Origin of the sequence: Janthinobacterium sp. GW458P (genome assembly GCF_002127585.1) — a bacterium.
In the GTDB taxonomy this organism is placed as follows: domain Bacteria; phylum Pseudomonadota; class Gammaproteobacteria; order Burkholderiales; family Burkholderiaceae_D; genus Janthinobacterium.
Window position 1 is genome coordinate 38,026 of the sequence record NZ_NEGZ01000051.1, and the last position, 23,649, is coordinate 61,674.

Consider the following 23,649-nt stretch of genomic DNA (forward strand, 5'->3'; position numbering starts at 1 on the left):
GTCACCGTGGGCGGAAAACCGCGGCCTGCCGCCGGTCTCCTCCCGTGTGCGCGTAAAAAACGCCTCCTGCCATCATGGCTGGAGGCGTTTTTTTTGCCATAAACATCATGTTTTCCGAAGAATGAATCCGCCTTGATGCGCTTAATTTATTGTTGATAAATTAATTGCATCAACAATCACAGCGAGGTCATAGGCATGCCGGGCATGTTGCTGCCGACCCCGGCGTGGCGCGCCTGCAAGCTGCGGAAGGAGGGCGCCGCCGCTTCCACGCCGGACCGCCCGGCCGCCTGCTCCGGCGCAATGCGCCCGATGGCTGGCGCTCTCCCCGCCGCCAGGGCGGGCGGTTTTACGCGCGAAACGGGCTGTGCTCGTTCAATTCATCGAGATAGGCGTCGATGCCGCCCCGCTCCCGTTCCAGGAAGCGCTGCACGGCGTCGGCGAACGCGGGGTGGGCCAGCCAGTGGGCGGACCAGGTCTTTTGCGGTAGGAAGCCCCGCGCCATCTTGTGCTCGCCCTGGGCGCCCCCTTCGAACGTGGCGATGCCGTTGGCGATGCAAAACTCCAGCGGCTGGTAATACGCCGTCTCGAAATGCAGGCAGGGCACGTGCTCGAGCGCGCCCCAGTAGCGGCCATACAAGGTGTCGGCCGTGTGGATCACGAGCGAGGCGGCGATGGCCCGGCCGTCGCGCTCGGCGATCACCAGCAATATGTTCTGCGGCATGGCCGCACCGATGCGCCGGAAGAAATCCAGCGACAGATAGGGCGATGAGCGGTGTTCCGCATAGGTATTGCTGTAGCAGCGGTGAAACAGCTTCCAGTCGGCGTCAACCGCATCGACGCCCCGTACCTGGCGCATGACCACGCCCGCTTCCCGCACCTTGCGCCGTTCGGCGCGGATATTCTTGCGCTTCCTGTGTTCCAGCGTGGCGAGGAATTGCTCGAAATCCGCGTAGCCGGGATTGAGCCAGTGAAACTGCACGCCGCTGCGCAGCAGGTAGCCAGCTTGTTCGAGCTGGCGCGCCTCGTTTTCCGGCGGGAACAGGATGTGACAGGACGACACCGCGCTGGCCTGCTGCCGGGCCTGCAGAAAGGCCAGCAGGGCGGCGCGCGCCTGGCCGTCGCGGGCCAGCAGGCGCGTGCCGCTGACGGGCGTAAACGGAATCGCCGACAACAGTTTCGGGTAATATTCAAGGCCATGCTGCTGATAGGCATCGGCCCAGGCCCAGTCGAACACATACTCGCCGTACGAGTGCATTTTCAGGTACAGGGGCAGGGCGGCGGCCAGGGTCTCGCCTTGCCACAGCGCCAGGTAATTCGGCTGCCAGCCCGTGTCCGCGCTGGCGCAGCCGGACTCGTGCAGCGCGTGCAAGAAGGCATACGAGAGGAAGGGAGTGGCCTCCGCCCTGGCGTCCGCCTGGCTGGCCAGCAGTTCAGACCAGGCCGCTTCGCCAATTTCCGCCAGAGTAGAGACGATAGCCGTGCGATAATTCATTGTTGTAGTGTGCATTCATCACTCTCGGGGCACCGCCGGCGGCCTGCGCGCCCAGGGGCTCGCCCCATCTTGTTTAATAAAAACGAAATATCCATCATCATGACAGTCAAAGTCGCAATTGCTCAAATGAATAGTACGGTCGGCGATCTGGCCGGTAACCGTGCCAAGATCTTCGACCTTTCCCGCCGCGCCTTTGAAGCGGGCGCCGATATCGTGCTCACGCCGGAACTGTCGCTGGTCGGCTATCCGCCCGAGGACCTGCTGCTGCGCAATGCATTCTACGCAAAAACGCAGCAGGCGTTTGCCGAGCTGGCCCGCGACCTGGCCCAGTTCAAGGATTTGCACGTGGTGGTGGGCTTGCCGCTGCAGGACGAGAAGGGCGTGCGCCACAATGCCGCCTCCGTGCTGCTCAATGGCGAGGTGCTGGGCACCTACCGCAAGCACGATTTGCCGAACACCACCGTGTTCGATGAAAAACGTTACTTTACGTCGTCGGACCAGGCTTTCGTGTTCGGCGTGAAGGGCGTGCGTTTTGGCATCAATATCTGCGAAGACACATGGTTCGAACACGCCCCCACGCGCGCCCGCGCGGCCGGCGCGCAAGTGCTGCTGGTGCCGAACGGCTCGCCCTACCACATGAACAAGCAGCACCTGCGCTACGAAACCATGCGCAGGAACGTCAGCACGCAAGGCATGGCCCTCGTGTACGCCAACCTCGTCGGCGGCCAGGACGAGCTGATTTTCGACGGCGATTCGTTTGTCATGGATGCGGCCGGCACCATTTGCGCCCAGCTGCGCCATTTCGCGGAAGACTTGCAACTGGTCGAGTTCGACGGCGCCGCGCCCGTGCCGCAGCCGCTGGCCGCGCCGTTGACGACGGAAGCGCAGGTGTACCAGGCGCTGGTGCTGGGCGTGCGCGACTACATAGTCAAGAACGGTTTCCCGGGCGTACTGATCGGCATGTCGGGCGGCGTCGATTCCGCCCTGACCCTGGCCATCGCCGTCGATGCGCTGGGCGCCGACAAGGTGCGCGCCGTCATGATGCCGTCGCAGTTCACGGCCGACATCTCGTGGATCGATTCGCGCGACATGGTAAAACGCCTCGATGTGCGCTACGATGAAATTCCGATCAAGCAAACCTTCGATGCCTTCCGCGCTACCTTGGCCGGCGAGTTCGCGGGGCTGGCGGAAGACGCGACGGAAGAAAACATCCAGGCGCGCATCCGCGGCACCCTGCTGATGGCCCTGTCGAACAAGCATGGCAGCATTGTGTTGACGACTGGCAACAAGAGCGAAATGGCTGTCGGCTATTGCACCCTGTACGGCGACATGGCGGGCGGCTTTGCCGTCATCAAGGATATCGCCAAGACCCTCGTGTACCGCCTGTGCGCGTACCGCAACGGCATCTCAAGCGTGATACCCGAGCGCATCCTGACGCGCGGACCGTCGGCCGAGCTGCGCGCCGACCAGCTGGACCAGGACTCGTTGCCGCCGTATGACGTGCTCGACGGCATCATGCAGCTGTACATGGAAGAAAACCGGCCGATCGCCGAGATTATCGAGGCTGGCTACCCGCCGGCCGATGTGGCGAAAATCACGCGCCTGATCAAGATCAATGAATACAAGCGGCGCCAGTCGCCCGTGGGCATCCGCGTCACGCACCGTGGCTTCGGGCGCGACTGGCGCTACCCGATTACCTCCAGGTTCTACGAATAAGCAGCCATCTGTCCACAATCCAACAATTTTAAGGAGTAGCCATGAAACAGATTACCGCCATCATCAAACCATTCAAGCTCGACGAAGTACGCGAGGCCCTGGCCGATGTGAACGTGACGGGCTTGACCGTGACGGAAGTGAAGGGTTTCGGCCGCCAGAAGGGCCATACCGAGCTGTACCGCGGTGCCGAGTATGTGGTCGACTTCTTGCCGAAAGTCAAAGTCGAAGTGGTGGTGGACGACAGCGTATCGGAACTGGTGGTCGACGCCATCATCAAGGCCGCCCGCACGGGCAAGATCGGCGACGGCAAGATCTTCGTGCGCGACGTGGAGCAGGTCATCCGCATCCGCACGGGTGAGACGGGTCCCGACGCCGTATAGACAGCACCAGCCATCAGCTGCTGCGCGTCGCGCTTTGCGGCCTGCGATGCTCGCTGTGCTCCAGCACAGCTGCGCTTCTTAGCCATATGGGGGCGCCGAGCCTCGCTGCCGCCCGCTACGCTTCTGGCAGGCGCGATGCCTGTGTTGTTTAGCGCCCCAGCCGCATGTCGAATTTCCAGCAGATCAGGCGCAATATCGTGATGCCGCTGGCGCTGGTCCATAGCGCGAAGTCGTGCTCGGCGCCGAAGTGCATCTGCAATAAATAAGCCCAGCAGCCGAAAAACGCGCAGATCGCATACGGTTTGCCGTCGCGAAACACCATCGGCACTTCGTTGCAGACGATGTCGCGCATCACGCCGCCGAAAATCCCCGTAATTACCCCCATCATCGAGGCGATAAAGATCGGCATGCCGGCGCGCATGGCTTCGGCCACGCCCGCGATGGCGAACATGCCCAGGCCGATGGCGTCGGCGATGACGATCAGGCGTTCCGAGACGATCTGGCGCAAATGCTGGATCAGGGGCGCGGCCGTCAGGGCCAGCACGAAGATCAGGATCGCGTATTCCTGGTGCGAGACCCAGAACAGGGGCCGCTTGTCGAGCAGGATGTCGCGCAAGGTGCCCCCGCCGAACGCCGTGATGAAGGCCACGACGAATACGCCGACCAGGTCCATGCGCTTGCGGCGCGCTTCGATGAAGCCGGAAAACGCGCCCACCAGGATGGCGATGATCTCGATGATCTTGATCAGCGAGCCAGGCGGCAGTTGGGGTGGCATCATGGGCGGAGCGCTTGAGCAGGAAATAATTGTCACAGGTTAACATGACACGGCCCCGAATGGTGACAAACGGGGCCGTGTGCAGTGCGGAACTTGTGATTGAATTGTGATCTTGCTGTCAAAGCTAGCGAACGGGCTGCAGCGCCGCGGAGAGCAGCACGACAAGGGCGCCATCGCCCCCTTCCGAGCGGCGCGCCTGGCAAAAGGCGACAACTTCCTCCTTTTGCACGAGCCAGCTGTGCACCATCGATTTCAAGACCGGTTCCTGGCCTTTGGAGCCGAAACCCTTGCCGTGGATCACGCGCACGCAGCGCAGCTTGCGCCGCGTGGCCTGGTTCAGAAAGGCGCCGATGCCGTCGCGCGCCTCGTCGCGGCGCAAGCCGTGCAAGTCCAGCTCATCCTGGATGGGCCAGTGGCCCTTGCGCATCTTCTTGACCACGTCCGGCCCCACGCCGGGGCGGGCGTAGTTCAGGGCCGGATCGTTTTCCAGGTAATGGTCGACCTCGAACAAGTCCGACAGCGACTCGCGCAGCACGGCCGCATCGTCCTCTTCCGGCGTCAGCTTGCGGGCCGGCTGGGGGGCGCTGGCCGCGCCCGTTTTGGGCAGGCTGGGCACGTAGCGGTCCGACTCGGGCAGGCGCTTGACGCCGCCGATGCTGGCCTTGAACAGATTGCTTTCCACGGCCTGCACCTTGGCCTGCTTGGCGCGCTCCGCTTCGGCTTGCGCGCGCGCATCGGCCTGTTCCTTGAGCTGCTTGCTGACCGCTTTCAGGTCGGCAAAGTCTTTCATCGACGCCATCTGGCGCTTACTCCTGGCCTTCCAGGTAGCGCTGGGCGTCCAGTGCTGCCATGCAACCCGTGCCGGCGCTGGTGATGGCCTGGCGGTAGATATGGTCCTGCACGTCGCCGGCGGCAAACACGCCCGGCGCGCTGGTGGCCGTGGCCATGCCTTCCAGGCCCGTCTTCGTCTTGATGTAGCCGTTGTGCATTTCCAGCTGGCCTTCGAAGATGCCCGTGTTCGGCTTGTGGCCGATGGCGATGAAGACGCCATGCACGGACAGCGCTTCGACCTTGCCGTCGATGGTCGACTTGATGTTCAGGCCCGTCACGCCGCCTTCGTTGCCCGTCACTTCGTCCAGGGTGTGGTTATATTTCAACACGATCTTGCCTTCGGCAACTTTGGCGTTCAGGCGGTCGATCAAGATCGCTTCCGCGCGGAACTTGTCGCGGCGGTGGATCAGCGTGACTTTATTGGCGATGTTCGACAGGTACAGCGCTTCCTCGACGGCCGTATTGCCGCCGCCGACGACGGCCACTTCCTGGTTGCGGTAGAAGAAGCCATCGCAGGTGGCGCAGGCGGACACGCCCTTGCCCATGAATTCCGCTTCCGACGGCAAGCCCAGGTATTGCGCGGACGCGCCCGTGGCGATGATCAGGGTGTCGCACGTGTATTCGTGGCTGTCGCCCTTCAGGCGGATCGGCTTTTCATTGAGGAAAGTGGTGTGGATGTGGTCAAACACGATTTCCGTATTGAAACGCTCGGCATGCTGCAGCAAGCGCTGCATCAGGTCCGGACCTTGCACGCCCATGGGGTCGCCTGGCCAGTTTTCCACGTCGGTGGTGGTCATCAACTGGCCGCCCTGTTCCACGCCGGTGACCAGCATCGGGTTCAGGTTGGCGCGGGCGGCGTAGACGGCGGCGCTGTAGCCGGCTGGGCCGGAACCGAGGATCAAAACGCGGGCGTGTTTGCTAGTGGTCATAATGAGGCTTCTCTATGAGTGGGGTCTATCCGAATTGGGGGCATACGCGCGAAGAACAAGGGCGTATTGCGCTTGCGCAAGCAATCCACGATTATAGACCAAGCCGCCTGTAGCGACGAATCGTGGGGCCGCCCGGGGCATATATGGCTTAGAATACTTCCTTATTATGGGAAATTCCCTTTCAGAAACATTTTTCACCTTGCAGCGCTTCCCAGAATGACTAAACCAGCCCAGGCCAATCAAAATAGCTACACCCGAAAACCGGTCGAACGCCGGCCCCTGCCGAACCGGCTGGTGCGGCTGCTGTCCGAGGCGCGCTGGTTCGCGCTGGCCGCGTTCGCCCTGTATTTCGTGCTGATACTGGCCAGCTTCAACAAGCTCGACCCGGGCTGGTCGCACGCCACGTCCGTCGACAAGGTGGCCAACCTGGGCGGCAAGCTCGGTGCGACCTTTTCCGATCTGTTGTTGTATATCTTCGGCTTTTCCGCCTGGTGGTGGTGCGTGTGGCTGCTGCGCACGGTGTGGAATGGCTACCGCCGCCTGAGCAAGCGCTTCCTGCTGGAAGAGGAAGAGGTGGAGCGCGAGCACCATATCGAGATGCTGATCCGCATCGTCGGTTTTTCCATCATGCTGATCGGCAGCATGGGCCTCGAATACCTGCGCATGGCGAAGAGCCTGCATGTGCAGCTGCCGCGCGACCCGGGCGGCGTGCTGGGCCAGCTGGTGGGACACGCGGCCCACGTGGCCTTCGGCTTCACCGGCGCTACTTTATTACTGTTGCTGTTGTTCGGCCTCGGTTTCAGCCTGTTCTTCCACGTTTCCTGGTTGCAAGTGGCCGAGCGCATCGGCGGCGCCATCGAAGATGTTTTCAACTGGTTCGTGCTGCGCTACCAGGACCGCGAAGACCGCCGCCAGGGCGAAGTGGCCGCCGTGCGCCGCGACGAGGTGGTGGTGATCGAACGGGCCAAGCACGTGGAAAAGCACGTCGCTGCGCCGCCCGTGAAGATCGAGCCGCAGGTTGTTACTGTGGTGAAATCCGAGCGCGTGGAAAAGGAGCGCCAGGCGCACTTGTTCGAGAACCTGGGCGATGGCAAGCTGCCGCCGCTGTCGCTGCTCGACGAAGCGCCGCCCGTGGTGGAAACGGTGTCCGTGGAAACCCTGGAGTTTACGAGCCGCCTGATCGAAAAGAAATTGTCGGACTTTGGCGTGGATGCCAAGGTAGTGGCCGCTTACCCCGGCCCCGTGGTGACGCGCTATGAAATCGAGCCGGCCACGGGCGTCAAGGGCAGCCAGATCGTGGGCCTGGCGCGCGACCTGGCCCGTTCGCTGTCGCTCACCTCGATCCGCGTCGTGGAAACCATTCCCGGCAAGAACTATATGGCCCTGGAATTGCCGAACACCAAGCGCCAGATCGTGCGCCTGACGGAAATCCTCGGCTCCAAGGTCTACAACGATGGCGTGTCCAGCCTGACGATTGCCTTGGGCAAGGATATCGCCGGCAAGCCCGTCGTGGCCGACCTGGCGAAGATGCCCCACTTGCTGGTGGCCGGCACGACCGGTTCCGGTAAATCCGTGGGCATCAATGCGACGATTCTGTCGCTGCTGTACAAATCCGACCCGCTCGACGTGCGATTGATCCTGATCGATCCGAAGATGCTGGAAATGTCCGTCTACGAAGGCATTCCGCACTTGCTGGCGCCCGTCGTCACCGACATGCGCCAGGCCGGCCACGCGCTGAACTGGGCCGTCAACGAGATGGAACGCCGCTACAAGCTGATGAGCAAGATGGGCGTGCGCAATCTGGCCGGCTACAACGCCAAGATTGCCGACGCGAAAAAGCGCGAAGAACACATCCCGAATCCGTTCAGCCTGACGCCGGACTCGCCGGAGCCGCTGGAAAAACTGCCGACCATCGTCATCATCATCGACGAGCTGGCCGACTTGATGATGGTGGTGGGCAAAAAGGTCGAGGAATTGATCGCGCGTATCGCGCAAAAGGCCCGCGCCGCCGGTCTGCACTTGATTCTGGCCACGCAGCGCCCATCTGTAGACGTGATCACGGGTCTCATCAAGGCGAACATTCCCACGCGTATCGCCTTCCAGGTCTCGTCGAAGATCGACTCGCGCACCATTCTCGACCAGATGGGCGCGGAAACCCTGCTGGGCATGGGCGACATGCTGTACATGCCGCCCGGCACCGGCTTGCCGATGCGCGTGCACGGCGCGTTTGTTTCCGATGAGGAAGTCCACCGCGTCGTCAGCCATCTGAAGCTGCAGGGCGAACCGAATTACATCGAGGGCATCCTCGAAGGCGGCACCCTGGAAGGCGATGGCGCCGAAGGCGGCGCGCCGGGCGAGGGCGGCGGCGAGGCCGATGCCCTGTACGACCAGGCGGTGGCGGTGGTGCTGAAAAACCGCCGCGCCTCGATTTCGCTGGTGCAGCGTCATTTGCGCATCGGCTACAACCGCGCGGCCCGTCTGCTCGAGCAGATGGAGCAGAGCGGGGTGGTATCAACCATGCAATCCAATGGCAACCGGGACATCCTGGTGCCGGCGGCCAGTAGCGAACAAGGGTAAAACAGTATGAAGAACACGACTTTCGCAGCAAAAATGATCATCGGCGCGGCCAGCGTCGCCTGCAGCCTGCTGTTCGCGGCCAGCGCCTCGGCCAGCGCGCTGGAGCAGTTCAAGAGCTTTGCGGCCGGCACCCAGTCGGCCAAGGGCGAGTTCGTGCAGCGCCAGGTCAAGAAGGCGGACGCCAAGGCGGGAGCCAGCGGCAAGGCGAAAGTGTCCACGCCAGCGAGCGGCACCTTCGAGTTTGCCCGCCCGGGCAAGTTCATCTGGACGTATTTGAAACCGTACGAGCAGCTGCTGCAGGCGGACGGCGACAAGCTGTATATCTACGACAAGGACTTGAGCCAGGTGACGGTCAAGAAACTGGGCGACGCCCTCGGTTCCTCGCCGGCCGCCATCTTGTTTGGCAGCAACGACCTGGAAAAGAATTTCACCCTGGCCGAAGCGGGCACGCGCGATGGCCTGGAATGGCTGAAGGCGACGCCGAAAGCCAAGGACACGACGTTCGACGAAATCACCATCGGCCTGCGCAATGGCGTGCCGGAAGCGATGGAGCTGCGCGACTCGTTCGGCCAGACCTCGGTGCTGGCGTTTAAGAATTTCCAGAAAAACCCGGCGCTGTCTGCCAATCACTTTAAATTCGTCATGCCCAAGGGCGCGGACGTCATTAATAATTAAGACTGTCGCGCCTTGCGTATGAGCCGGCCTCGCAGCGATGCGGGGCTTTTGCATTCTTATTAGGTAACTCATTATGGCGGATCTCTTTTCCACCGCACCGCGCCAGCCGCTGGCCGAAGCCTTGCGGCCGGCTACCCTGAACGAAGTCATCGGCCAGACGCATCTGCTGGGCACGGGCAAGCCGCTGCGCCTCGCGTTCGAGGCGGGCAAGGCCCATTCGATGATACTGTGGGGGCCGCCCGGCGTGGGCAAGACCACCCTGGCGCGGCTGATGGCGAACGCCTTCGACAGCGAATTCATTGCCCTGTCGGCTGTGTTTGCCGGCGTGAAAGATATTCGTGCGGCCATGGACCAGGCCCGCCACAGCCTGGACCAGTTCGGCAAGCACACCTTGCTGTTCGTCGACGAAATCCACCGGTTTAATAAATCGCAGCAGGACGCCTTGCTGCCCTTCGTCGAGTCGGGCCTGGTGACGTTCATCGGCGCGACGACGGAAAATCCCAGCTTCGAAGTGAACTCGGCGCTGTTGTCGCGCGCGCAAGTATATGTGTTGAAATCGCTCAACGAAGACGAGATGAAGCAGCTGCTGGCCAAGGCGCAAAGCACGGCGCTCACGCACCTGAGCTTCGACGAGGCGGCCGCCGACACCCTGATCGGCTATGCGGACGGCGATGCGCGCCGCTTTTTGAACTTGCTGGAGCAGGCCGAGACGGCCGCCAGCTCGACGGGCACGACGACCATCGACGCCGCTTTCGTCGACAATGCGTTGACTCTCAATTCGCGCCGCTTCGACAAGGGCGGCGACAATTTCTATGACCAGATTTCCGCCCTGCACAAGTCCGTGCGCGGTTCGAACCCCGATGCGGCCCTGTACTGGTTTTGCCGCATGATCGATGGCGGCGCCGACCCGCGCTATCTGTCGCGGCGCATCGTGCGCATGGCCTGGGAAGACATCGGCCTGGCCGACCCCCGCGCCTTGACCATGGTCAATGATGCAGCGGAAACGTATGAACGCCTCGGTTCGCCCGAAGGCGAGCTGGCCCTGGGCCAGGCCGTCATTTACCTGGCGATCGCCGCGAAAAGCAATGCCGGCTACAACGCCTTCAATACGGCCATGGCCTTCGTCAAGAAGGATAAATCGAAGGAAGTGCCCGTGCACTTGCGCAATGCGCCGACGAAGCTGATGAAGGAGCTCGGTTACGGCCACGCCTACCGCTACGCGCACGACGAGCCCGATGCCTATGCGGCCGGCGAAACGTATTTTCCGGACGGCATGGCGGAACCGGGCTGGTACCAGCCCGTGCCGCGTGGCCTGGAAAGCAAGATTGCCGACAAGCTGGCGTGGCTGCGCGAGCTGGACAGGAAAGCAGGAAAACCGGCAGGCAAGGGCTGAGGCTACAGGCCCAGCAAGCTGAAACCGTCGTCCTGCGGCGCATAGCCCACCAGCCGGCGCGTCGCGTCGATGGATAGCCGTTTATAACGGTTGTCCGACACGCCATGCGCGACGTGGTAGCCGGGCGCCACGTCCGCCGCGATGCAGCGGGCCAGCAGCTGCACCACGTCGCGCTCGCTGATGAAGGCGGCGATGTCGCGCGCGCTGTGCTGTTGACCTGGCGCAAAGCTGGCCACGTTGGCGATGCGCACGGCAATCGCCGTCATGCCATGCTGGTGCGCGAAGGCCGACGCCACGCCTTCGCCAAAGGCCTTGCTGGCGCCATACAGGTTCGCCGGACGCGCCGGCATGCTTTCCTGCACTTGCACGTCCAGCGGATAGCCCTCGATGGCTTGCGCGCTGCTGGCGAATACCACTCTTTTCACTCCCTGCGCCTGTGCGGCGCGGAAGATATTGTGCGTGCCGATGATGTTCGGCTGCAGCAGTTGCGCATCGAAATCGGCGTCGGCGTGCGGCACGCCGGCCAGGTGCAGCACCACGTCGGTGTCCAGGCAGGCGGCCAGGCAGGCGGCGTAATCGCTGACGTCAAGCTGCATGGAGGGGCAGGGCGCTTGCGCCAGCCCTTGCGTGTGCAGGTCGGCCAGGCGCAGGGAGAACTCCCCGTGCCGGCGCTTCCAGAAAGCGGTGCCGATGCTGCCGGCGGCGCCCGTGACGAGGACGCGCAGTGATTCTTTAGTCATGTATTCCTGGTGATGAATGTTTGAGGGCGGTGCCGATGCAGCCAGCGCAGCAGCGCGGGGCGTGGTGCGGCCGTCCCATGCACGCGGATGCGCCCGCTGCCCACGGCTTCGACCAGCACCAGGCCGTCATTCGGTATCGTGTAGCGTTCGCCGCTGCGCAGCACGCAATCGTCGAACTGGGCGTAGGCCGTGATCCAGGCTGTGCCGGACAGGCATTCGATGACCCTGGCGCGCGCTTTTTCCAGGCGCAGGGGCCGTTCGCTGCGTAATTCGTGGTCGGTTGGCATGGCATCGCTCCTGTTGTGCTGACAGGAACAGCTTAGGCCCTGGGCTTGAACCATGACAGATGCAGGAAATCGAAATTGTCATGCATACAGTGTGCTTCGTCGTACACTGTGCTTGTCAAAAAAACGGGCAACTGTATCTGTGCGTGCCGCGCGCGCCAGCCGCATACTGAAGGGATGAACATGAGCGCGCCTTTGAACCTGTACGAGCACCTGGCCAACGAGCTGGGCGCCCTGATCGACGCGCGCGTGTTCGCGCCCGGCGACCGCCTGCCGTCGATCCGCCACCTGGCGCAGCAAAAGCGCATTTCCGTCAGTACCGTGATGCAAGCCTTGCGCCTGATGGAAGACCGGGGGCAAGTCGATGCGCGGCCCCAGTCCGGCTATTTCGTGCGCCACCGCGCGCCGCGCCGGCCCTGCAGTGCCGATGCCCAGCACCTGAAGGAGCCGGCATTTGTCGGCATCAACAACCTGTTGATGCGCGTGCTGAAGGAAAACGAGGCGCCCGCTATCGTGCAGCTGGGCACGGCCTGGCCGCCCGACGAGATCTTGCCCATCAAGCGCATGCAGCGCACCATCAGCGCCGTGGCGCGGCGCGAACCGGCTTTATTGAGCAAGGTCAGCTGCTACGACGTCAGCGAAGGCAACTTCCTGCGCCAGGTCACGCGCCGGGCGCTGGACTGGGGCAAGCTGGACCCGCGCGAGATCGTCGTGACGAATTCCTGCACGGAAGCGATCAGCCTGTGCCTGCGCGCCGTGGCCAGGCCGGGCGACACCATCGCCATCGAGTCGGCCACGTATTTCGTGCTGCTGCAGATGATAGAAAGCCTGGGCATGAAGGCGCTGGAAATTCCCACCGACGCGAAGACGGGGCCGTCGCTCGATGCGCTGGAGCTGGCCTTGCGCGCCGGCCTCGTGCAGGCCTGCCTGTTCGTGCCGAACGCGAACAACCCGCTCGGCTGCGTCATGCCGGAAGCCAACAAGAAGCGGCTGGCGGGCTTGCTGTCGGAATTCAATGTTCCGCTGGTGGAAGACGACGTGTATGGCGACCTGTGCTTTGCGCCGCAGCGCCCGTGGCCCGTGAAAGCCTACGATACGAGCGGCAATGTGCTGCTGTGCTCCTCGTTTTCCAAGGCTATCACGCCCGCGTCGCGCGTCGGCTATGTGCTGGCCGGGCGTTTCGCGCAGGAAGTGGCCTTGCTGAAAACCGTGTCGAGCGGCGCCACCAGCCATTTCTTCCAGGCCGTGCTGGCCGACTTTTTGGAAGGCAGCAGCTACGACCAGCAGCTGCGCAAGATGCGGCGCACCCTGGTGCAGCGTATCGCCCGCATGTCCGACGCCGTGGCGGCCAGTTTTCCGGCGGACTGCATGCTGTCCGAGCCGCAGGGCGGTTTCGTGCTGTGGGTGCAGATGCCGCCGCAAGTCGATGCGCTGGCCCTGCATGGCCAGGCCATCGCCGACGGCGTGGCCTACATGCCGGGCCAGCTGTTCTCGGCCTCGGGCAAGTTCGGCAATTATCTGCGCCTCAATTGCGGCAATGCGTGGACGCCCCGCATCGAGCAGGCCATCGGCCGATTAGGCCGCCTGGTGCATGAGGCCTTGTAACTATTGTCTGCGTTTCAGTCCCTGTTTTTCACCGTTCGCTCCCTGTTTTTTGCCGCCGGTCGCAAGCCGGTGGCCTTGTTTGCCGCCGCTGGCTACAGTAGCACCATACCAGCAGCAGTCAAACACACAAACTAACCAGGAGTCACATCATGCAAGCACTGAAAAACATGGAAATCGCCTTTGTCGCCGCCGCCATCATCGCCATCGGCGCCAGCTTCGCCACGGCCGGCGCGAATACCGTGGAAGTGAGCGCCACGTCGACCCTGATTGCCAAGGCCGCCGACAGTACGATGCCTGTCGTTACCGTCAGCGCCCGCCGCCTGACGGCCGCCGAAAAAGCCGCCTTTATCTGAACACCGCTTGTAAAGCGGGCGCGAGTGCCCGGCCAGGCTGCCATGACGATGGTTGACCTTGCGCAAAACTCATCGAAGTGAACAGGGTCTTGGTACAATGAGTGCTTTCGATACATCGGCACCGCCATCCACCCATGATAGATATCCAACTTCTCCGTAAAGACATCGCCACCGTCGCAGAACGCCTGGCGACGCGCAAATTCCAGCTCGACGTGGCAGGTTTTACCGCCCTCGAAGCCGAACGCAAGGCGATCCAGACGCGCACCGAAGAGCTGCAGGGCAAGCGCAATGCGCTGTCCAAGCAAATCGGCATGTTGAAAGGCAAGGGGGAGGACACCTCGGCCGTGATGGCGCAAGTGGCTGGCCTGGGCGATGAGCTGAAAGCCGATGAGGCGGCCCTGACCCTGGTGCAGGCCAAGCTGAGCGAATTCATCATGGCCGTGCCGAATTTGCCGCACGAATCGGCCCCTGTGGGCACGGACGAGTCGGGCAACGTGGAAGTGCGCAAGGTCGGCACGCCGCGCACTTTTGACTTTGAAGTCAAGGATCACGTCGACGTGGGCGGCCCGCTGGGCCTGGACTTCGAAGTGGCGACCAAGCTGACCGGCTCGCGCTTCTCCGTCATGAAGGGCGGCATCGCCCGTTTGCACCGCGCGCTGGCGCAGTTCATGCTCAACACCCACGTGGACGAGCATGGCTACACGGAATGCTATACGCCGTACATGGTCAACGCCGATTCCCTGCGCGGCACGGGCCAGCTGCCGAAATTCGAAGCCGATCTGTTCTCGGTGAAAAAAGGCGGCGCGGAAGGCGAGGGCGAAACCTTCTACCTGATCCCCACGTCGGAAGTGTCGCTGACCAATATCGCCCGCGATGAAATCTTGGCGCTCGATCAACTGCCCCTGAAAATGACGGCCCACACGCCATGCTTCCGCTCGGAAGCGGGCAGCTACGGCCGCGACACGCGCGGCATGATCCGCCAGCACCAGTTCGACAAGGTGGAAATGGTGCAAGTGGTGCACCCGGACACCTCGTACCAGGTGCTGGAAGAAATGGTTGGCCACGCGGAAGCGATCCTGCAACGCCTGGGCCTGCCATACCGCGTGATGTCGCTGTGCACGGGCGACATGGGTTTCGGCGCCACCAAGACCTTCGACCTGGAAGTGTGGCTGCCGGCGCAGAACACCTATCGCGAAATCTCGTCCCTGTCGAACTGCGAAGCCTTCCAGTCGCGCCGCATGCAGGCACGTTTCCGCAACGCCGCCGGCAAGCCGGAACTGGCGCACACCCTGAACGGCTCCGGCCTGGCAGTGGGCCGCACCCTGGTGGCCGTGCTGGAAAACTACCAGCAAGCTGACGGCAGCGTCGAAATCCCGCCAGTGCTGCGCCCGTACATGGGCGGCCTGACCCATCTGACGGCGTAAAAAGGTGCAGGCAGCCGGGTGAAGGGGAGGCTGAAAATAGTCCTTCCATTTTTTCAAGCGGCTGCTATAATCTTGCCTTCTCGCAGCAATGCGGGGAAAGACCGCAGCAAATGGAGAGGTGGCAGAGTGGTCGAATGTACTTGACTCGAAATCAAGCGTACGTTAAATCGTACCGTGGGTTCGAATCCCACCCTCTCCGCCAGAACAAATAGAGAAAGCTCCCGCAAGGGAGCTTTTTTTATTTGTGGCGGCGAAGAGGAGTACGCCCCCTGCGGGGCGTACGCGTGGGATTCGAAGACGAGCGCGTACTCGCGCGAGGCTCTCCGAATCGTCCAGATAGGTTTTGGTTTGCCAGCCCTCAGTTGCAAATCACCAATAAACCCCTACCCAACCCAACAACACCCATGCTAAAATAGCGCCTCGCTCAAACAGGCATGCCAGTTTGAATGAATAGACCGCAGTAAACGGAGAGGTGGCAGAGTGGTCGAATGTACTTGACTCGAAATCAAGCGTACGTTAAATCGTACCGTGGGTTCGAATCCCACCCTCTCCGCCAGAATAAATAAGAAAGCTCCCGCAAGGGAGCTTTTTTTATTGGGAACGCCAAAAAGCCTGCGACGCATCAATGCAGGTAGAAAAAACGCCCAAAGCGCGCAGCGCAAGGCGTTTTTCCTCCATTCAGGCCTTGAAAGCCAGCGCCCCACTAACGTAACGCAAGCTAGTGCACCAGCCGCGCCACCGCAAACACTACAGCTGACGTAGCAATCATCGTCCCCACGCACCGTAAAATCATGGCCAATCTGGCCGCAGCCACATCGCTTTTGGTCGCGCAATCGGCATGCTCCATCTTCATATCCGCCGTATCCCGCTCCTGTGTGTCGCCCCATCCGCTCATGACAGTATCTCCTCATTGTATTGCGCTGTCGCATATCTGGCCTCAACAGCTTCCCCCCACCTTGACCCCGCTCAGCCTATGTTAATCTACCCCCTCCCATCCCGCCCCCACCACTAAAAGCAATGAGCCGATTCTGGAGCAACATCGTCAGCGAGCTGACCCCCTATGTCCCCGGCGAGCAGCCGAAACTGCCCGACCTGGTAAAACTCAACACCAACGAAAACCCCTACGGTCCGTCGCCGCAGGTGCTGGCCGCGCTGCGCGAAGCGGCCAACGACAGCCTGCGCCTGTATCCTGATCCCACGGCCAGCGAACTGAAGCAAACCCTGGCCGACTACCACGGCTTGAGCAGCGCACAGGTGTTCGTCGGCAATGGTTCCGACGAAGTGCTGGCGCTGGCCTTCATGGCCTTGCTCAAGCACGACGCGCCCCTGCTGTTCCCGGACATCAGCTACAGCTTCTATCCCGTGTATTGCAAGCTGTACGGCATCGATTACCGCACGGTCGCGCTCGACGACAGCATGCGCATTCGTCCCGAAGACTACCGGGGGCCGTGCGGCGCCATCATCTTCCCGAATCCCAACGCGCCCACGGGCGTGGACTTGCCGCTGGCCGGCGTGGAAACCCTGCTGCGCGAGCATCCCGACGCCGTCGTGGTGGTCGATGAAGCGTATGTGGATTTCGGCGGCGCGAGCGCCGTGGCCCTGGTCGGGCGCTATCCGAACTTGCTGGTGGTGCAGACGTTCTCGAAATCGCGCTCGCTGGCCGGCTTGCGCGTGGGGTGTGCCTTCGGGCATGCGGACCTGATCGAGGCGCTGGAACGGGTGAAGAACAGTTTCAATTCCTATCCGCTGGACCGGCTGGCCTTGGCCGGCGCCGTCGCCTCGCTGCGCGACGAAGCGTATTTCCAGCAGACGCGCCGGGCCGTCATCGACAGCCGCGCACAGCTGGCGGCGGACTTGACCGCGCTGGGCTTCGAGGTGCTGCCGTCCGTGGCCAACTTTGTCTTTGCCCGCCACCCGCGGCATGACGCGGTGCAACTGGCGGCCGGCCTGCGCGCCAGATCGGTGATCGTGCGCCATTTCAACGCACCGCGCATCAGCCAGTATTTGCGCATCAGCATCGGTAATCCGGCAGAATGTGCGGCCTTGATGGCGGCATTGCGCGAAATATTGTCGTGATGGTAAGCCTGGTACGGCTGGCGGCAGCCCTACCAGGCGCCAGTTTGTTTACTGCTGGCTGGCCCGGCGGCGGCGCGACATGAAGCCGAGCAAGCCCAGGCCGCCCAACAGCATGCCATAAGTGGCTGGCTCCGGTACGGCCGACACGGACAGGTTATTGATGGTGGGCCAGATACCGATCTGTCCGGCGGTGCTGACGGCCAGGTTCGAGAAGGCGCCCGACGACACGAAGCCGATAAACGAGGCTTGCGTCGGCAAGGCCAGCTCGTAGGTGAGCAGTTCGCCCAGCTTATTGCGCGCTGTCAATGTGATGCTCTGGCCGCTAGCATATTCGCCGGAAAAGTTCGATCCGAAGAAGAATCCCCCCACGCCGCGTACGTCGCTGGAAAAGTTGGAGAACACCACGCTGTCGTTGCGGTTGTTCGTGCTCAGCCAGTTGTCGCTACCCGTGCCGGCGCCGTACAGGATGGGCGAGGCGCCAATGCTGCTCACCATGTAGCCGTAGCTGCCGGCATTACGGTACAGCGGACCGTCGAGTGCATCGATGGGCAAATCATCAAAGGTATCGACGCCCGTATTGCCGACCGCTGCCAGATAGGCGGACTGGCTCGTAAAGACCGTGATGTCTGCGTGTGCGGCGCTGGCGGCGAGCAGCAGGGCGGCGGCGCTGATGATTTTCAGGCGGGAAAATGCAGTTTGCAAGATCGACTCCTTAACAGGGGTTGGGAAAAGGATGTGGCAAGAGTTTACTTATTTGCAATGCCATTTCAATATAATATTAACTAGAAAAAAATGCAATAAAAGTTCTTTATGATAATTTCCGTCTTGTCTAGTTGAAATACGGATGTTTCCCAATCGCCACTCCTTGTGCGCCAAACGTCGCTTAGGGCCTCGCCTTGCTGCCGCCATGGGCCATTTGTGCAACAATAATCGGATTCATACTCGACAGGACGGACAATATGGCAAAAGTGGCATTCATCGGTTTGGGCGTCATGGGTTTCCCCATGGCAGGTCACCTGGCGGCGGGCGGACACGACGTCACCGTGTACAACCGCAACCCGGTCCGCGCGGCCGCCTGGCTGGAGCAGCACAAGGGTAGCAGCGCCGCCACGCCGGCCGCCGCCGCAGCGGGCGCCGAGTTCGTCTTCACCTGCATCGGCAACGATAACGATCTGTACCAGGTCATCCTGGAAGAGGGCGGCTTGCTGTCCGCCATGGCGCCGGGCAGCATCCTGATCGACCATACGACGGCGTCGGCCGAAGCGGCGCGCACCATCCACGCGGCGGCGCAAGAGCAGGGCGTGTTCTTCCTCGACGCGCCCGTATCCGGCGGCCAGGCCGGCGCGGAAAACGGCAAGCTGACGGTGATGGTCGGCGGCGACGCGCAGGCGTATGCACGGGCCGAGCCCGTCATCGCCCTGTTCTCGCGCGCCGTCACCTACATGGGCGCGTCCGGTTCGGGACAGCTGACAAAAATGGTCAACCAGATCTGCATCGCGGGCCTCGTGCAAGCCCTGAGCGAGGGCATCGCCTTCGCGGAAAACGCGGGCCTCGATGCGGCGCTGGTGGTGGACGTGATTTCCAAGGGCGCGGCGCAGTCGTGGCAGCTGGAAAACCGGGGCAAGACCATGATAGAGCGCAAGTTCGACTTCGGTTTCGCCGTCGACCTGATGCGCAAGGATCTGGGCATCTGCCTGGCCGAAGCCAGGCGCAACGGCAGCGACCTGCCCGTGACGGCCTTGACGGACCAGTTCTACGGCGAAGTGCAGCAGGCGGGCGGCAGCCGTTTTGACACGTCCAGCCTGATTACCCGTTTGCATAAAAAGTAAGCGCTTAGCTCACCAACATGCCAGCGGCGCATCCCTGCCCAGGGCCGCGCCGCTTGTCGTTTACGGGTGTGAAAATAAAAAACGTCAGTTTCCGGAACATCCGGTTTCGATTTTCATGGAAAAGCATGGACTTCGCTAGCTCATCGTGTATTATTAAAAAACGAGATGAAATGTCCCAATTTTTAAAACATTATGAGCGGACCAGCATGAAAACTAACTCCTCAGCGATAACACGCGTTGTCGACAAGAACATTCCCTACCTGTCTTCCGCCGTCGCCATCTGGCGGCCCCGCGCCGTGCTGCGCAGCTGGCCCGGCGTGGCCATCGCGCTGGTGATCGCCCTGTCGGCCACCTTTATTTCCAGCAATTACGGCGGCCCCCAGCTGCTGTATGCGCTGTTTTTCGGCCTGGCTTTCCACTTCCTCGCATCCGATCCCACCTGCAAGCCCGGCATCGAGTTCTGCAGCAAGATTTTGTTGCGCACGGGCGTGGCCCTGCTGGGCGCGCGCATCACCTTCAACCAGATCGCCTCGGTGGGCGTGACGCCCTTGCTGATCGTCGTCGGCGGCCTGGTGGCGACTTTGGGTTTCGGCTACCTGCTGTCCAGGTGGCTGAAACGCCCGATCACGGAAGGCATCCTGTCGGGCGGCTCCGTGGCCATCTGCGGCGCCTCGGCCGCGCTGGCCATCTCGGCCGTGCTGCCGCAAACCAAGGAAAACGAAAAGTTCACCCTGCTGACGGTGGTCGGCGTGACGTCGCTGTCCACCCTGGCCATGATCGTCTACCCGCTGCTGGTCAAGCTGCTGGGCTTTGACCCGACGGAAGCGGGCGTGTTCATCGGCGGCACGATTCATGACGTCGCGCAAGTGGTCGGCGCCGGCTATCTGGTCAGCAACCATACGGGCGACGTCGCCACCTTCGTGAAACTGACGCGCGTCGCCTGCCTCGTGCCCGTCGTGCTGGGCCTGTCGATCATGTTCAAGCGCAAGGACGGCAAGAGCGAAGTCGACGCGCCGCCGCTGGTGCCGTTCTTCCTGATCGGCTTTGTCTGGCTCGTCATTACCAACAGCCTGGGCCTGATCCCGCATGAGGTAAATGGCTGGATCAACAACGCCTCGCGCGCCTGCCTCGTCATCGCCATCGCCGCGCTGGGCGTGAAAACCTCGTTCCAGTCGCTGGCCTCGCTGGGCTGGCGTCCCGTGATCATGCTGGTGATGGAAACGGTGTGGATCGCCGCCTTCGTCGCCATCGCCGTCCTGCTGACGCGTTAAGCGCATCGGGCCCGCCATGAAAGTCCTCGTTCTCGGCGCCGGCGTGGTCGGCACGGCATCGGCCTGGTATTTGCGCCAGGCGGGCCACGACGTGCGCGTGCTCGAACGCCAGGCGGGCGCCGCGCAGGAAACCAGTTTCGGCAATGGCGGGCAGATTTCCGTGTCGCACGCGGAACCGTGGGCCAATCCCGCCACCCTGCGCAAGGTCGTGAGCTGGCTGGGCAAGGACGACGCGCCGCTGCTGTTCCGTCCCCGCCTCGATACGCTGCAATGGCAGTGGGCGCTGCATTACCTGCGCGAATGCCTGCCGGCCAGGGTGGCGCGCAATATGCGCCAGATCGTCGCCCTGGCCGAATACAGCCGCCAGAGCCTGCAAGCCTTGCGCCGCGAGACGGGCATCGCCTACGACCACCTCGAGCGCGGTATTTTGCATTTCTATACGGACGAGCAGGAGTTTGATAAATCGCAAGCGGGCGCCGCGCTCCTGCGCGAGCTGGGCTGTCCGCGCAATACCGTCAGCGCCGATGAAGTGATACGGCTGGAGCCGGCGCTGGCCCATGCCCGCCGGCACATCGTCGGCGGCGATTTTACGGCCAGCGACGAGTCGGGCGACGTGCATCTGTTTACCACGGCGCTGGCCGCGCGCGCCGCCGGGGCCGGCGTGGATTTTCGCTTTGGCACGACGGTGACGCGACTGCTGGCCGATGGCGAGCGCATCACGGGCGTGGAATGCATCGATGCGCAGGGGCGCCATCGCCTGGAATACGCGGACGCCGTGGTGGTGGCCATGGGCAGCTTTTCCGCACCGCTGCTGCAACCGCTGGGCATCCGCTTGATGCTGTATCCGGGCAAAGGTTATTCCGCCACCTATCCGATTCTTGACGCCGCCGCCGCACCGAGCGTATCGCTGACGGACGACGGCCATAAACTCGTGTTTTCGCGCCTGGGCGAGCGCCTGCGCGTGGCCGGTACATGCGAGCTGAACGGCTACACGCGCGAACTCAATCCCGTGCGCTGCGCCGCCATCACGCGCCGCGTGCAGGCGCTGTTTCCTGATGCCTGCGATTACGGCGACCCCGTCTACTGGGCCGGCTTGCGCCCCCTGACGCCGTCGAACGTGCCGTATATCGGCCCCACGCGCTATCGCCAGCTGTTCCTCAACACGGGCCACGGCACCCTGGGCTGGACCATGGGCTGCGGCGCGGGCAGGGCGATCGCCGACCTCGTCTCGGGGCGGCGGCCGGAAGTCGATTTTGCGTTTTGCGGCGAGCCGCCCCGGCAAGAGGCCGCTTTGGTTCAACTTAGGAGAGCACCACGATGAGAGACGACGCCATCCCCAGCCATACCCCCGGCGGCCTGACCCTGGCCGGCACCACCTATCAGTCGCGCCTGCTGGTGGGCACCGGAAAATACAAGGATTTCGAGGAAACGCGCCTCGCCATCGAGGAAAGCGGCGCCGAGATCGTCACCGTGACGATACGCCGCGTGAATATCGGCCAGGAAAAGGGCGAGCCGAACCTGCTCGACTTCATTCCGCCGTCGAAATACACGATCCTGCCCAACACGGGCGGCTGCTACAACGCGCGCGACGCCGTCTACACCCTGCAGCTGGCGCGCGAGCTGCTGGGCGGCCACCAGCTGTGCAAGCTGGAAGTGCTGGGCGATGAAAAGACCCTGTTCCCGAACATGCCGGAAACCTTGAAGGCGGCCGAGCAGCTGGTGCGCGACGGCTTCCAGGTGATGGTGTATTGCAGCGACGACCCCATCCAGGCGCGCATGCTGGAAGACATCGGCTGCATCGCCGTCATGCCGCTGGCGTCATTGATCGGCTCGGGCATGGGCATTTTGAATCCGTGGAACTTGTCGCTGATCATCGAGCAGGCCCGCGTGCCCGTGCTGGTCGACGCCGGCGTGGGCACGGCGTCGGACGCGGCCATCGCCATGGAACTGGGCTGTGACGGCATCTTGATGAATACCGCCATCGCGGCGGCGCGCGAGCCGATCCGCATGGCGCGCGCCATGAAACTGGCAGTGCAGGGCGGACGCGAGGCCTATCTGGCCGGACGCATGCCCCGGAGAGCGGGCGTCATGAGCGCTGCGCCCTCGTCGCCGATGGCCGGGCTGATCGCCTGAGCCGCCCCATTTACCGCAGTTTGCAGCACCGTAGTTGATATCGCTTCAAGCGTTTATAAAAACCACAATACCTGGAGATGACATGAAACACACACTCGTAGCGGCGGCCGTCCTGGCCTCCTTTTTCGCAAGCAGCGCCAGCGCCCAGTCGTCCGTCACCGTGTACGGCTTGCTCGACGCGGGCTTCACGTCCGAGCACGGCGGCGCGGACGGTTCCGTCACCAAGCTGGCCACCGGCGTGCAGTCGGGCAGCCGCATCGGCTTCAAGGGCACGGAAGACCTGGGCAACAACCTGAAGGCCAATTTCCTGCTGGAAAATGGCCTCGACGTGGACACGGGCGCCAACCGCCAGGGCGCCTTGTTCGGGCGCAAGGCCTACGTGGGCCTGTCCGGCGGCTTCGGCGCCGTCAACCTGGGCTTGCAGCACAACCCGCTGTTCACGGCCCTGGACAATATCGACCCCTTCGAGACGGGCATGACGGGCGCCTCGATCAACCTGATGAGCGTGGCCAGCCTGCGCACGAAAAACGCCATCATGTACGAGACGCCGAAGGTGAACGGCCTGTCGGCCGCCGTCATGTACGGCCTGGGCGAAAAGCCGGACAGCGCCACCCTGGGCCGCACCATCGACTTTTCCATCGACTACGCCAACGGTCCGCTCGTGCTGACCCTGGCGCACGACAACCGCAAGGACAGCGAGCTGAACACGGCGAAAGTGACCTTGCTGGGCGGTACCTACGACTTTGGCCCCGCCAAGCTGCACGCCGCGTATGAGACGGACAAGGATGATATCGGCACGGATTTCCGCGATTACATGGTGGGCGTCTCGGCCCCCGTGGGGGCGGCGGGCAGCGTGATGGCCTCCTACATCCGCAAGGACGACCGCACGAACGCGCGACGCGGCGGGCGCCAGCTGGCCATCGGCTACACCTACGCCTTGTCGAAACGCACCAACCTGTACACCTCGTACGGGCGCATCAGCAACGATGGCGCGGGCACCAACTTCGTCGGCGACGCATCGAGCGGCGGCAGCGTGCCCTTGCCTGGGCATAACTCGAGCGCCTTCACGGCGGGCATGCGCCTGAAGTTCTAAGCGCGGCAGCGCAGGTAGTGATGGCGGCTTGTCTGTTGCGGATAAGCCGCCATTGTTGTTTCAGGAAGGGGGC

Annotated in this window: 21 protein-coding genes and 2 tRNA genes; 16 read left to right on the forward strand and 7 right to left on the reverse strand. The window is 62.8% G+C overall.

All coding sequences use genetic code 11. The features are described 5' to 3' along the window. Nucleotides 1–346: 346 nt before the first annotated feature. On the reverse strand, nucleotides 347–1,492 hold the full coding sequence (locus CBW50_RS22220; RefSeq protein ID WP_086147561.1) for a GNAT family N-acetyltransferase: 1,146 nt from the start codon (nucleotides 1,490–1,492) through the stop codon (nucleotides 347–349). Between the two features lie 99 nt (nucleotides 1,493–1,591). Here CBW50_RS22220 and CBW50_RS22225 point away from each other — a divergent pair, with 99 nt between their 5' ends. Beyond that, nucleotides 1,592–3,208, forward strand: a complete 1,617-nt coding sequence (locus tag CBW50_RS22225) for an NAD+ synthase (protein ID WP_086147590.1) — start codon at nucleotides 1,592–1,594, stop codon at nucleotides 3,206–3,208. A 41-nt stretch (nucleotides 3,209–3,249) separates the two neighbouring features. Continuing rightward, nucleotides 3,250–3,588 carry a P-II family nitrogen regulator gene (locus CBW50_RS22230; RefSeq protein ID WP_034758685.1) on the forward strand — a complete coding sequence of 113 codons (339 nt, stop codon included), beginning with the start codon at nucleotides 3,250–3,252 and terminating at the stop codon, nucleotides 3,586–3,588. Between the two features lie 148 nt (nucleotides 3,589–3,736). Here CBW50_RS22230 and CBW50_RS22235 read toward each other — a convergent pair whose 3' ends face one another. The 3 genes from CBW50_RS22235 to trxB form a co-directional block, all read right to left on the reverse strand. Further along, complete coding sequence (locus CBW50_RS22235) at nucleotides 3,737–4,366, reverse strand: trimeric intracellular cation channel family protein (protein ID WP_076572532.1); 630 nt, start codon at nucleotides 4,364–4,366, stop codon at nucleotides 3,737–3,739. A gap of 121 nt (nucleotides 4,367–4,487) precedes the next feature. Continuing rightward, nucleotides 4,488–5,162 (reverse strand): Smr/MutS family protein, encoded by a 675-nt coding sequence (locus CBW50_RS22240; protein ID WP_086147562.1) that lies wholly within the window; start codon nucleotides 5,160–5,162, stop codon nucleotides 4,488–4,490. A gap of 7 nt (nucleotides 5,163–5,169) precedes the next feature. After that, the gene (gene trxB / locus CBW50_RS22245) at nucleotides 5,170–6,123 is read right to left on the reverse strand and encodes a thioredoxin-disulfide reductase (protein WP_086147563.1); all 954 of its coding nucleotides are present in this window, start codon (nucleotides 6,121–6,123) and stop codon (nucleotides 5,170–5,172) included. Between the two features lie 216 nt (nucleotides 6,124–6,339). Here trxB and CBW50_RS22250 point away from each other — a divergent pair, with 216 nt between their 5' ends. From CBW50_RS22250 to CBW50_RS22260, 3 genes are all read left to right on the forward strand, one after another. Beyond that, nucleotides 6,340–8,700 (forward strand): DNA translocase FtsK, encoded by a 2,361-nt coding sequence (locus CBW50_RS22250; RefSeq protein WP_086147564.1) that lies wholly within the window; start codon nucleotides 6,340–6,342, stop codon nucleotides 8,698–8,700. Between the two features lie 33 nt (nucleotides 8,701–8,733). Beyond that, nucleotides 8,734–9,375 carry an outer membrane lipoprotein chaperone LolA gene (lolA, locus tag CBW50_RS22255; RefSeq protein ID WP_086147565.1) on the forward strand — a complete coding sequence of 214 codons (642 nt, stop codon included), beginning with the start codon at nucleotides 8,734–8,736 and terminating at the stop codon, nucleotides 9,373–9,375. Nucleotides 9,376–9,448: 73 nt separating this feature from the next. Further along, on the forward strand, nucleotides 9,449–10,768 hold the full coding sequence (locus tag CBW50_RS22260) for a replication-associated recombination protein A (RefSeq protein ID WP_086147566.1): 1,320 nt from the start codon (nucleotides 9,449–9,451) through the stop codon (nucleotides 10,766–10,768). 2 nt (nucleotides 10,769–10,770) lie between these two features. Here CBW50_RS22260 and CBW50_RS22265 read toward each other — a convergent pair whose 3' ends face one another. Both CBW50_RS22265 and CBW50_RS22270 read right to left on the reverse strand, forming a co-directional pair. Further along, a complete protein-coding gene (locus tag CBW50_RS22265) occupies nucleotides 10,771–11,508 on the reverse strand; it encodes an NAD(P)-dependent oxidoreductase (protein ID WP_086147567.1) in 738 nt (245 codons plus the stop codon). Next, on the reverse strand, nucleotides 11,505–11,795 hold the full coding sequence (locus tag CBW50_RS22270; protein ID WP_157792498.1) for a DUF2917 domain-containing protein: 291 nt from the start codon (nucleotides 11,793–11,795) through the stop codon (nucleotides 11,505–11,507). Before CBW50_RS22270 ends, CBW50_RS22265 begins: the two co-directional genes overlap by 4 nt. Before the next feature lie 180 nt (nucleotides 11,796–11,975). Here CBW50_RS22270 and CBW50_RS22275 point away from each other — a divergent pair, with 180 nt between their 5' ends. The 6 genes from CBW50_RS22275 (at nucleotide 11,976) to hisC (ending at nucleotide 17,250) form a co-directional block, all read left to right on the forward strand. Continuing rightward, the gene (locus tag CBW50_RS22275; RefSeq protein ID WP_086147591.1) at nucleotides 11,976–13,397 is read left to right on the forward strand and encodes a PLP-dependent aminotransferase family protein; all 1,422 of its coding nucleotides are present in this window, start codon (nucleotides 11,976–11,978) and stop codon (nucleotides 13,395–13,397) included. Nucleotides 13,398–13,546: 149 nt separating this feature from the next. Continuing rightward, a complete protein-coding gene (locus CBW50_RS22280) occupies nucleotides 13,547–13,750 on the forward strand; it encodes a hypothetical protein (protein WP_086147569.1) in 204 nt (67 codons plus the stop codon). A gap of 134 nt (nucleotides 13,751–13,884) precedes the next feature. After that, the gene (gene serS / locus CBW50_RS22285) at nucleotides 13,885–15,174 is read left to right on the forward strand and encodes a serine--tRNA ligase (RefSeq protein ID WP_086147570.1); all 1,290 of its coding nucleotides are present in this window, start codon (nucleotides 13,885–13,887) and stop codon (nucleotides 15,172–15,174) included. 112 nt (nucleotides 15,175–15,286) lie between these two features. Further along, nucleotides 15,287–15,376 (forward strand) — tRNA-Ser (locus CBW50_RS22290). A gap of 264 nt (nucleotides 15,377–15,640) precedes the next feature. Further along, a tRNA-Ser gene (locus tag CBW50_RS22295) sits at nucleotides 15,641–15,730 on the forward strand. 461 nt (nucleotides 15,731–16,191) lie between these two features. Then, nucleotides 16,192–17,250, forward strand: coding sequence for a histidinol-phosphate transaminase (gene hisC, locus CBW50_RS22300; RefSeq protein WP_086147571.1), 1,059 nt, complete (start codon nucleotides 16,192–16,194; stop codon nucleotides 17,248–17,250). Between the two features lie 48 nt (nucleotides 17,251–17,298). On the opposite strand, the gene CBW50_RS22305 is transcribed toward hisC, so the two are convergent. Beyond that, nucleotides 17,299–17,952 (reverse strand): FxDxF family PEP-CTERM protein, encoded by a 654-nt coding sequence (locus CBW50_RS22305; RefSeq protein ID WP_226936213.1) that lies wholly within the window; start codon nucleotides 17,950–17,952, stop codon nucleotides 17,299–17,301. A 257-nt stretch (nucleotides 17,953–18,209) separates the two neighbouring features. On the opposite strand from CBW50_RS22305, the gene CBW50_RS22310 reads away from it, so the two are divergent. The 5 genes from CBW50_RS22310 (at nucleotide 18,210) to CBW50_RS22330 (ending at nucleotide 23,576) form a co-directional block, all read left to right on the forward strand. Continuing rightward, entirely contained in the window at nucleotides 18,210–19,079 is an 870-nt protein-coding gene (locus tag CBW50_RS22310; protein ID WP_086147573.1) for an NAD(P)-dependent oxidoreductase, read from the forward strand. 206 nt (nucleotides 19,080–19,285) lie between these two features. Beyond that, entirely contained in the window at nucleotides 19,286–20,350 is a 1,065-nt protein-coding gene (locus CBW50_RS22315) for a YeiH family protein (protein ID WP_086147574.1), read from the forward strand. A 16-nt stretch (nucleotides 20,351–20,366) separates the two neighbouring features. Then, nucleotides 20,367–21,671 carry a D-amino acid dehydrogenase gene (locus CBW50_RS22320; protein WP_086147575.1) on the forward strand — a complete coding sequence of 435 codons (1,305 nt, stop codon included), beginning with the start codon at nucleotides 20,367–20,369 and terminating at the stop codon, nucleotides 21,669–21,671. Then, a complete protein-coding gene (locus CBW50_RS22325) occupies nucleotides 21,668–22,483 on the forward strand; it encodes a thiazole synthase (protein ID WP_086147576.1) in 816 nt (271 codons plus the stop codon). The genes CBW50_RS22320 and CBW50_RS22325 overlap by 4 nt, the downstream gene beginning before the upstream one ends. 82 nt (nucleotides 22,484–22,565) lie before the next feature. After that, on the forward strand, nucleotides 22,566–23,576 hold the full coding sequence (locus CBW50_RS22330; RefSeq protein ID WP_086147577.1) for a porin: 1,011 nt from the start codon (nucleotides 22,566–22,568) through the stop codon (nucleotides 23,574–23,576). Nucleotides 23,577–23,649: the final 73 nt, after the last annotated feature.

Excerpts from the sequence above, each read along its gene's own strand:
- CBW50_RS22220 (WP_086147561.1), bottom strand. The coding sequence starts at position 1,492 with ATGAATTATCGCACGGCTATCGTCTCTACTCTGGCGGAAATTGGCGAA.
- CBW50_RS22225 (WP_086147590.1), top strand. The coding sequence starts at position 1,592 with ATGACAGTCAAAGTCGCAATTGCTCAAATGAATAGTACGGTCGGCGAT.
- CBW50_RS22230 (WP_034758685.1), top strand. The coding sequence starts at position 3,250 with ATGAAACAGATTACCGCCATCATCAAACCATTCAAGCTCGACGAAGTA.
- CBW50_RS22235 (WP_076572532.1), bottom strand. The coding sequence starts at position 4,366 with ATGATGCCACCCCAACTGCCGCCTGGCTCGCTGATCAAGATCATCGAG.
- CBW50_RS22240 (WP_086147562.1), bottom strand. The coding sequence starts at position 5,162 with ATGGCGTCGATGAAAGACTTTGCCGACCTGAAAGCGGTCAGCAAGCAG.
- trxB (WP_086147563.1), bottom strand. The coding sequence starts at position 6,123 with ATGACCACTAGCAAACACGCCCGCGTTTTGATCCTCGGTTCCGGCCCA.
- CBW50_RS22250 (WP_086147564.1), top strand. The coding sequence starts at position 6,340 with ATGACTAAACCAGCCCAGGCCAATCAAAATAGCTACACCCGAAAACCG.
- lolA (WP_086147565.1), top strand. The coding sequence starts at position 8,734 with ATGATCATCGGCGCGGCCAGCGTCGCCTGCAGCCTGCTGTTCGCGGCC.
- CBW50_RS22260 (WP_086147566.1), top strand. The coding sequence starts at position 9,449 with ATGGCGGATCTCTTTTCCACCGCACCGCGCCAGCCGCTGGCCGAAGCC.
- CBW50_RS22265 (WP_086147567.1), bottom strand. The coding sequence starts at position 11,508 with ATGACTAAAGAATCACTGCGCGTCCTCGTCACGGGCGCCGCCGGCAGC.
- CBW50_RS22270 (WP_157792498.1), bottom strand. The coding sequence starts at position 11,795 with ATGCCAACCGACCACGAATTACGCAGCGAACGGCCCCTGCGCCTGGAA.
- CBW50_RS22275 (WP_086147591.1), top strand. The coding sequence starts at position 11,976 with ATGAGCGCGCCTTTGAACCTGTACGAGCACCTGGCCAACGAGCTGGGC.
- CBW50_RS22280 (WP_086147569.1), top strand. The coding sequence starts at position 13,547 with ATGCAAGCACTGAAAAACATGGAAATCGCCTTTGTCGCCGCCGCCATC.
- serS (WP_086147570.1), top strand. The coding sequence starts at position 13,885 with ATGATAGATATCCAACTTCTCCGTAAAGACATCGCCACCGTCGCAGAA.
- hisC (WP_086147571.1), top strand. The coding sequence starts at position 16,192 with ATGAGCCGATTCTGGAGCAACATCGTCAGCGAGCTGACCCCCTATGTC.
- CBW50_RS22310 (WP_086147573.1), top strand. The coding sequence starts at position 18,210 with ATGGCAAAAGTGGCATTCATCGGTTTGGGCGTCATGGGTTTCCCCATG.
- CBW50_RS22315 (WP_086147574.1), top strand. The coding sequence starts at position 19,286 with ATGAAAACTAACTCCTCAGCGATAACACGCGTTGTCGACAAGAACATT.
- CBW50_RS22320 (WP_086147575.1), top strand. The coding sequence starts at position 20,367 with ATGAAAGTCCTCGTTCTCGGCGCCGGCGTGGTCGGCACGGCATCGGCC.
- CBW50_RS22325 (WP_086147576.1), top strand. The coding sequence starts at position 21,668 with ATGAGAGACGACGCCATCCCCAGCCATACCCCCGGCGGCCTGACCCTG.
- CBW50_RS22330 (WP_086147577.1), top strand. The coding sequence starts at position 22,566 with ATGAAACACACACTCGTAGCGGCGGCCGTCCTGGCCTCCTTTTTCGCA.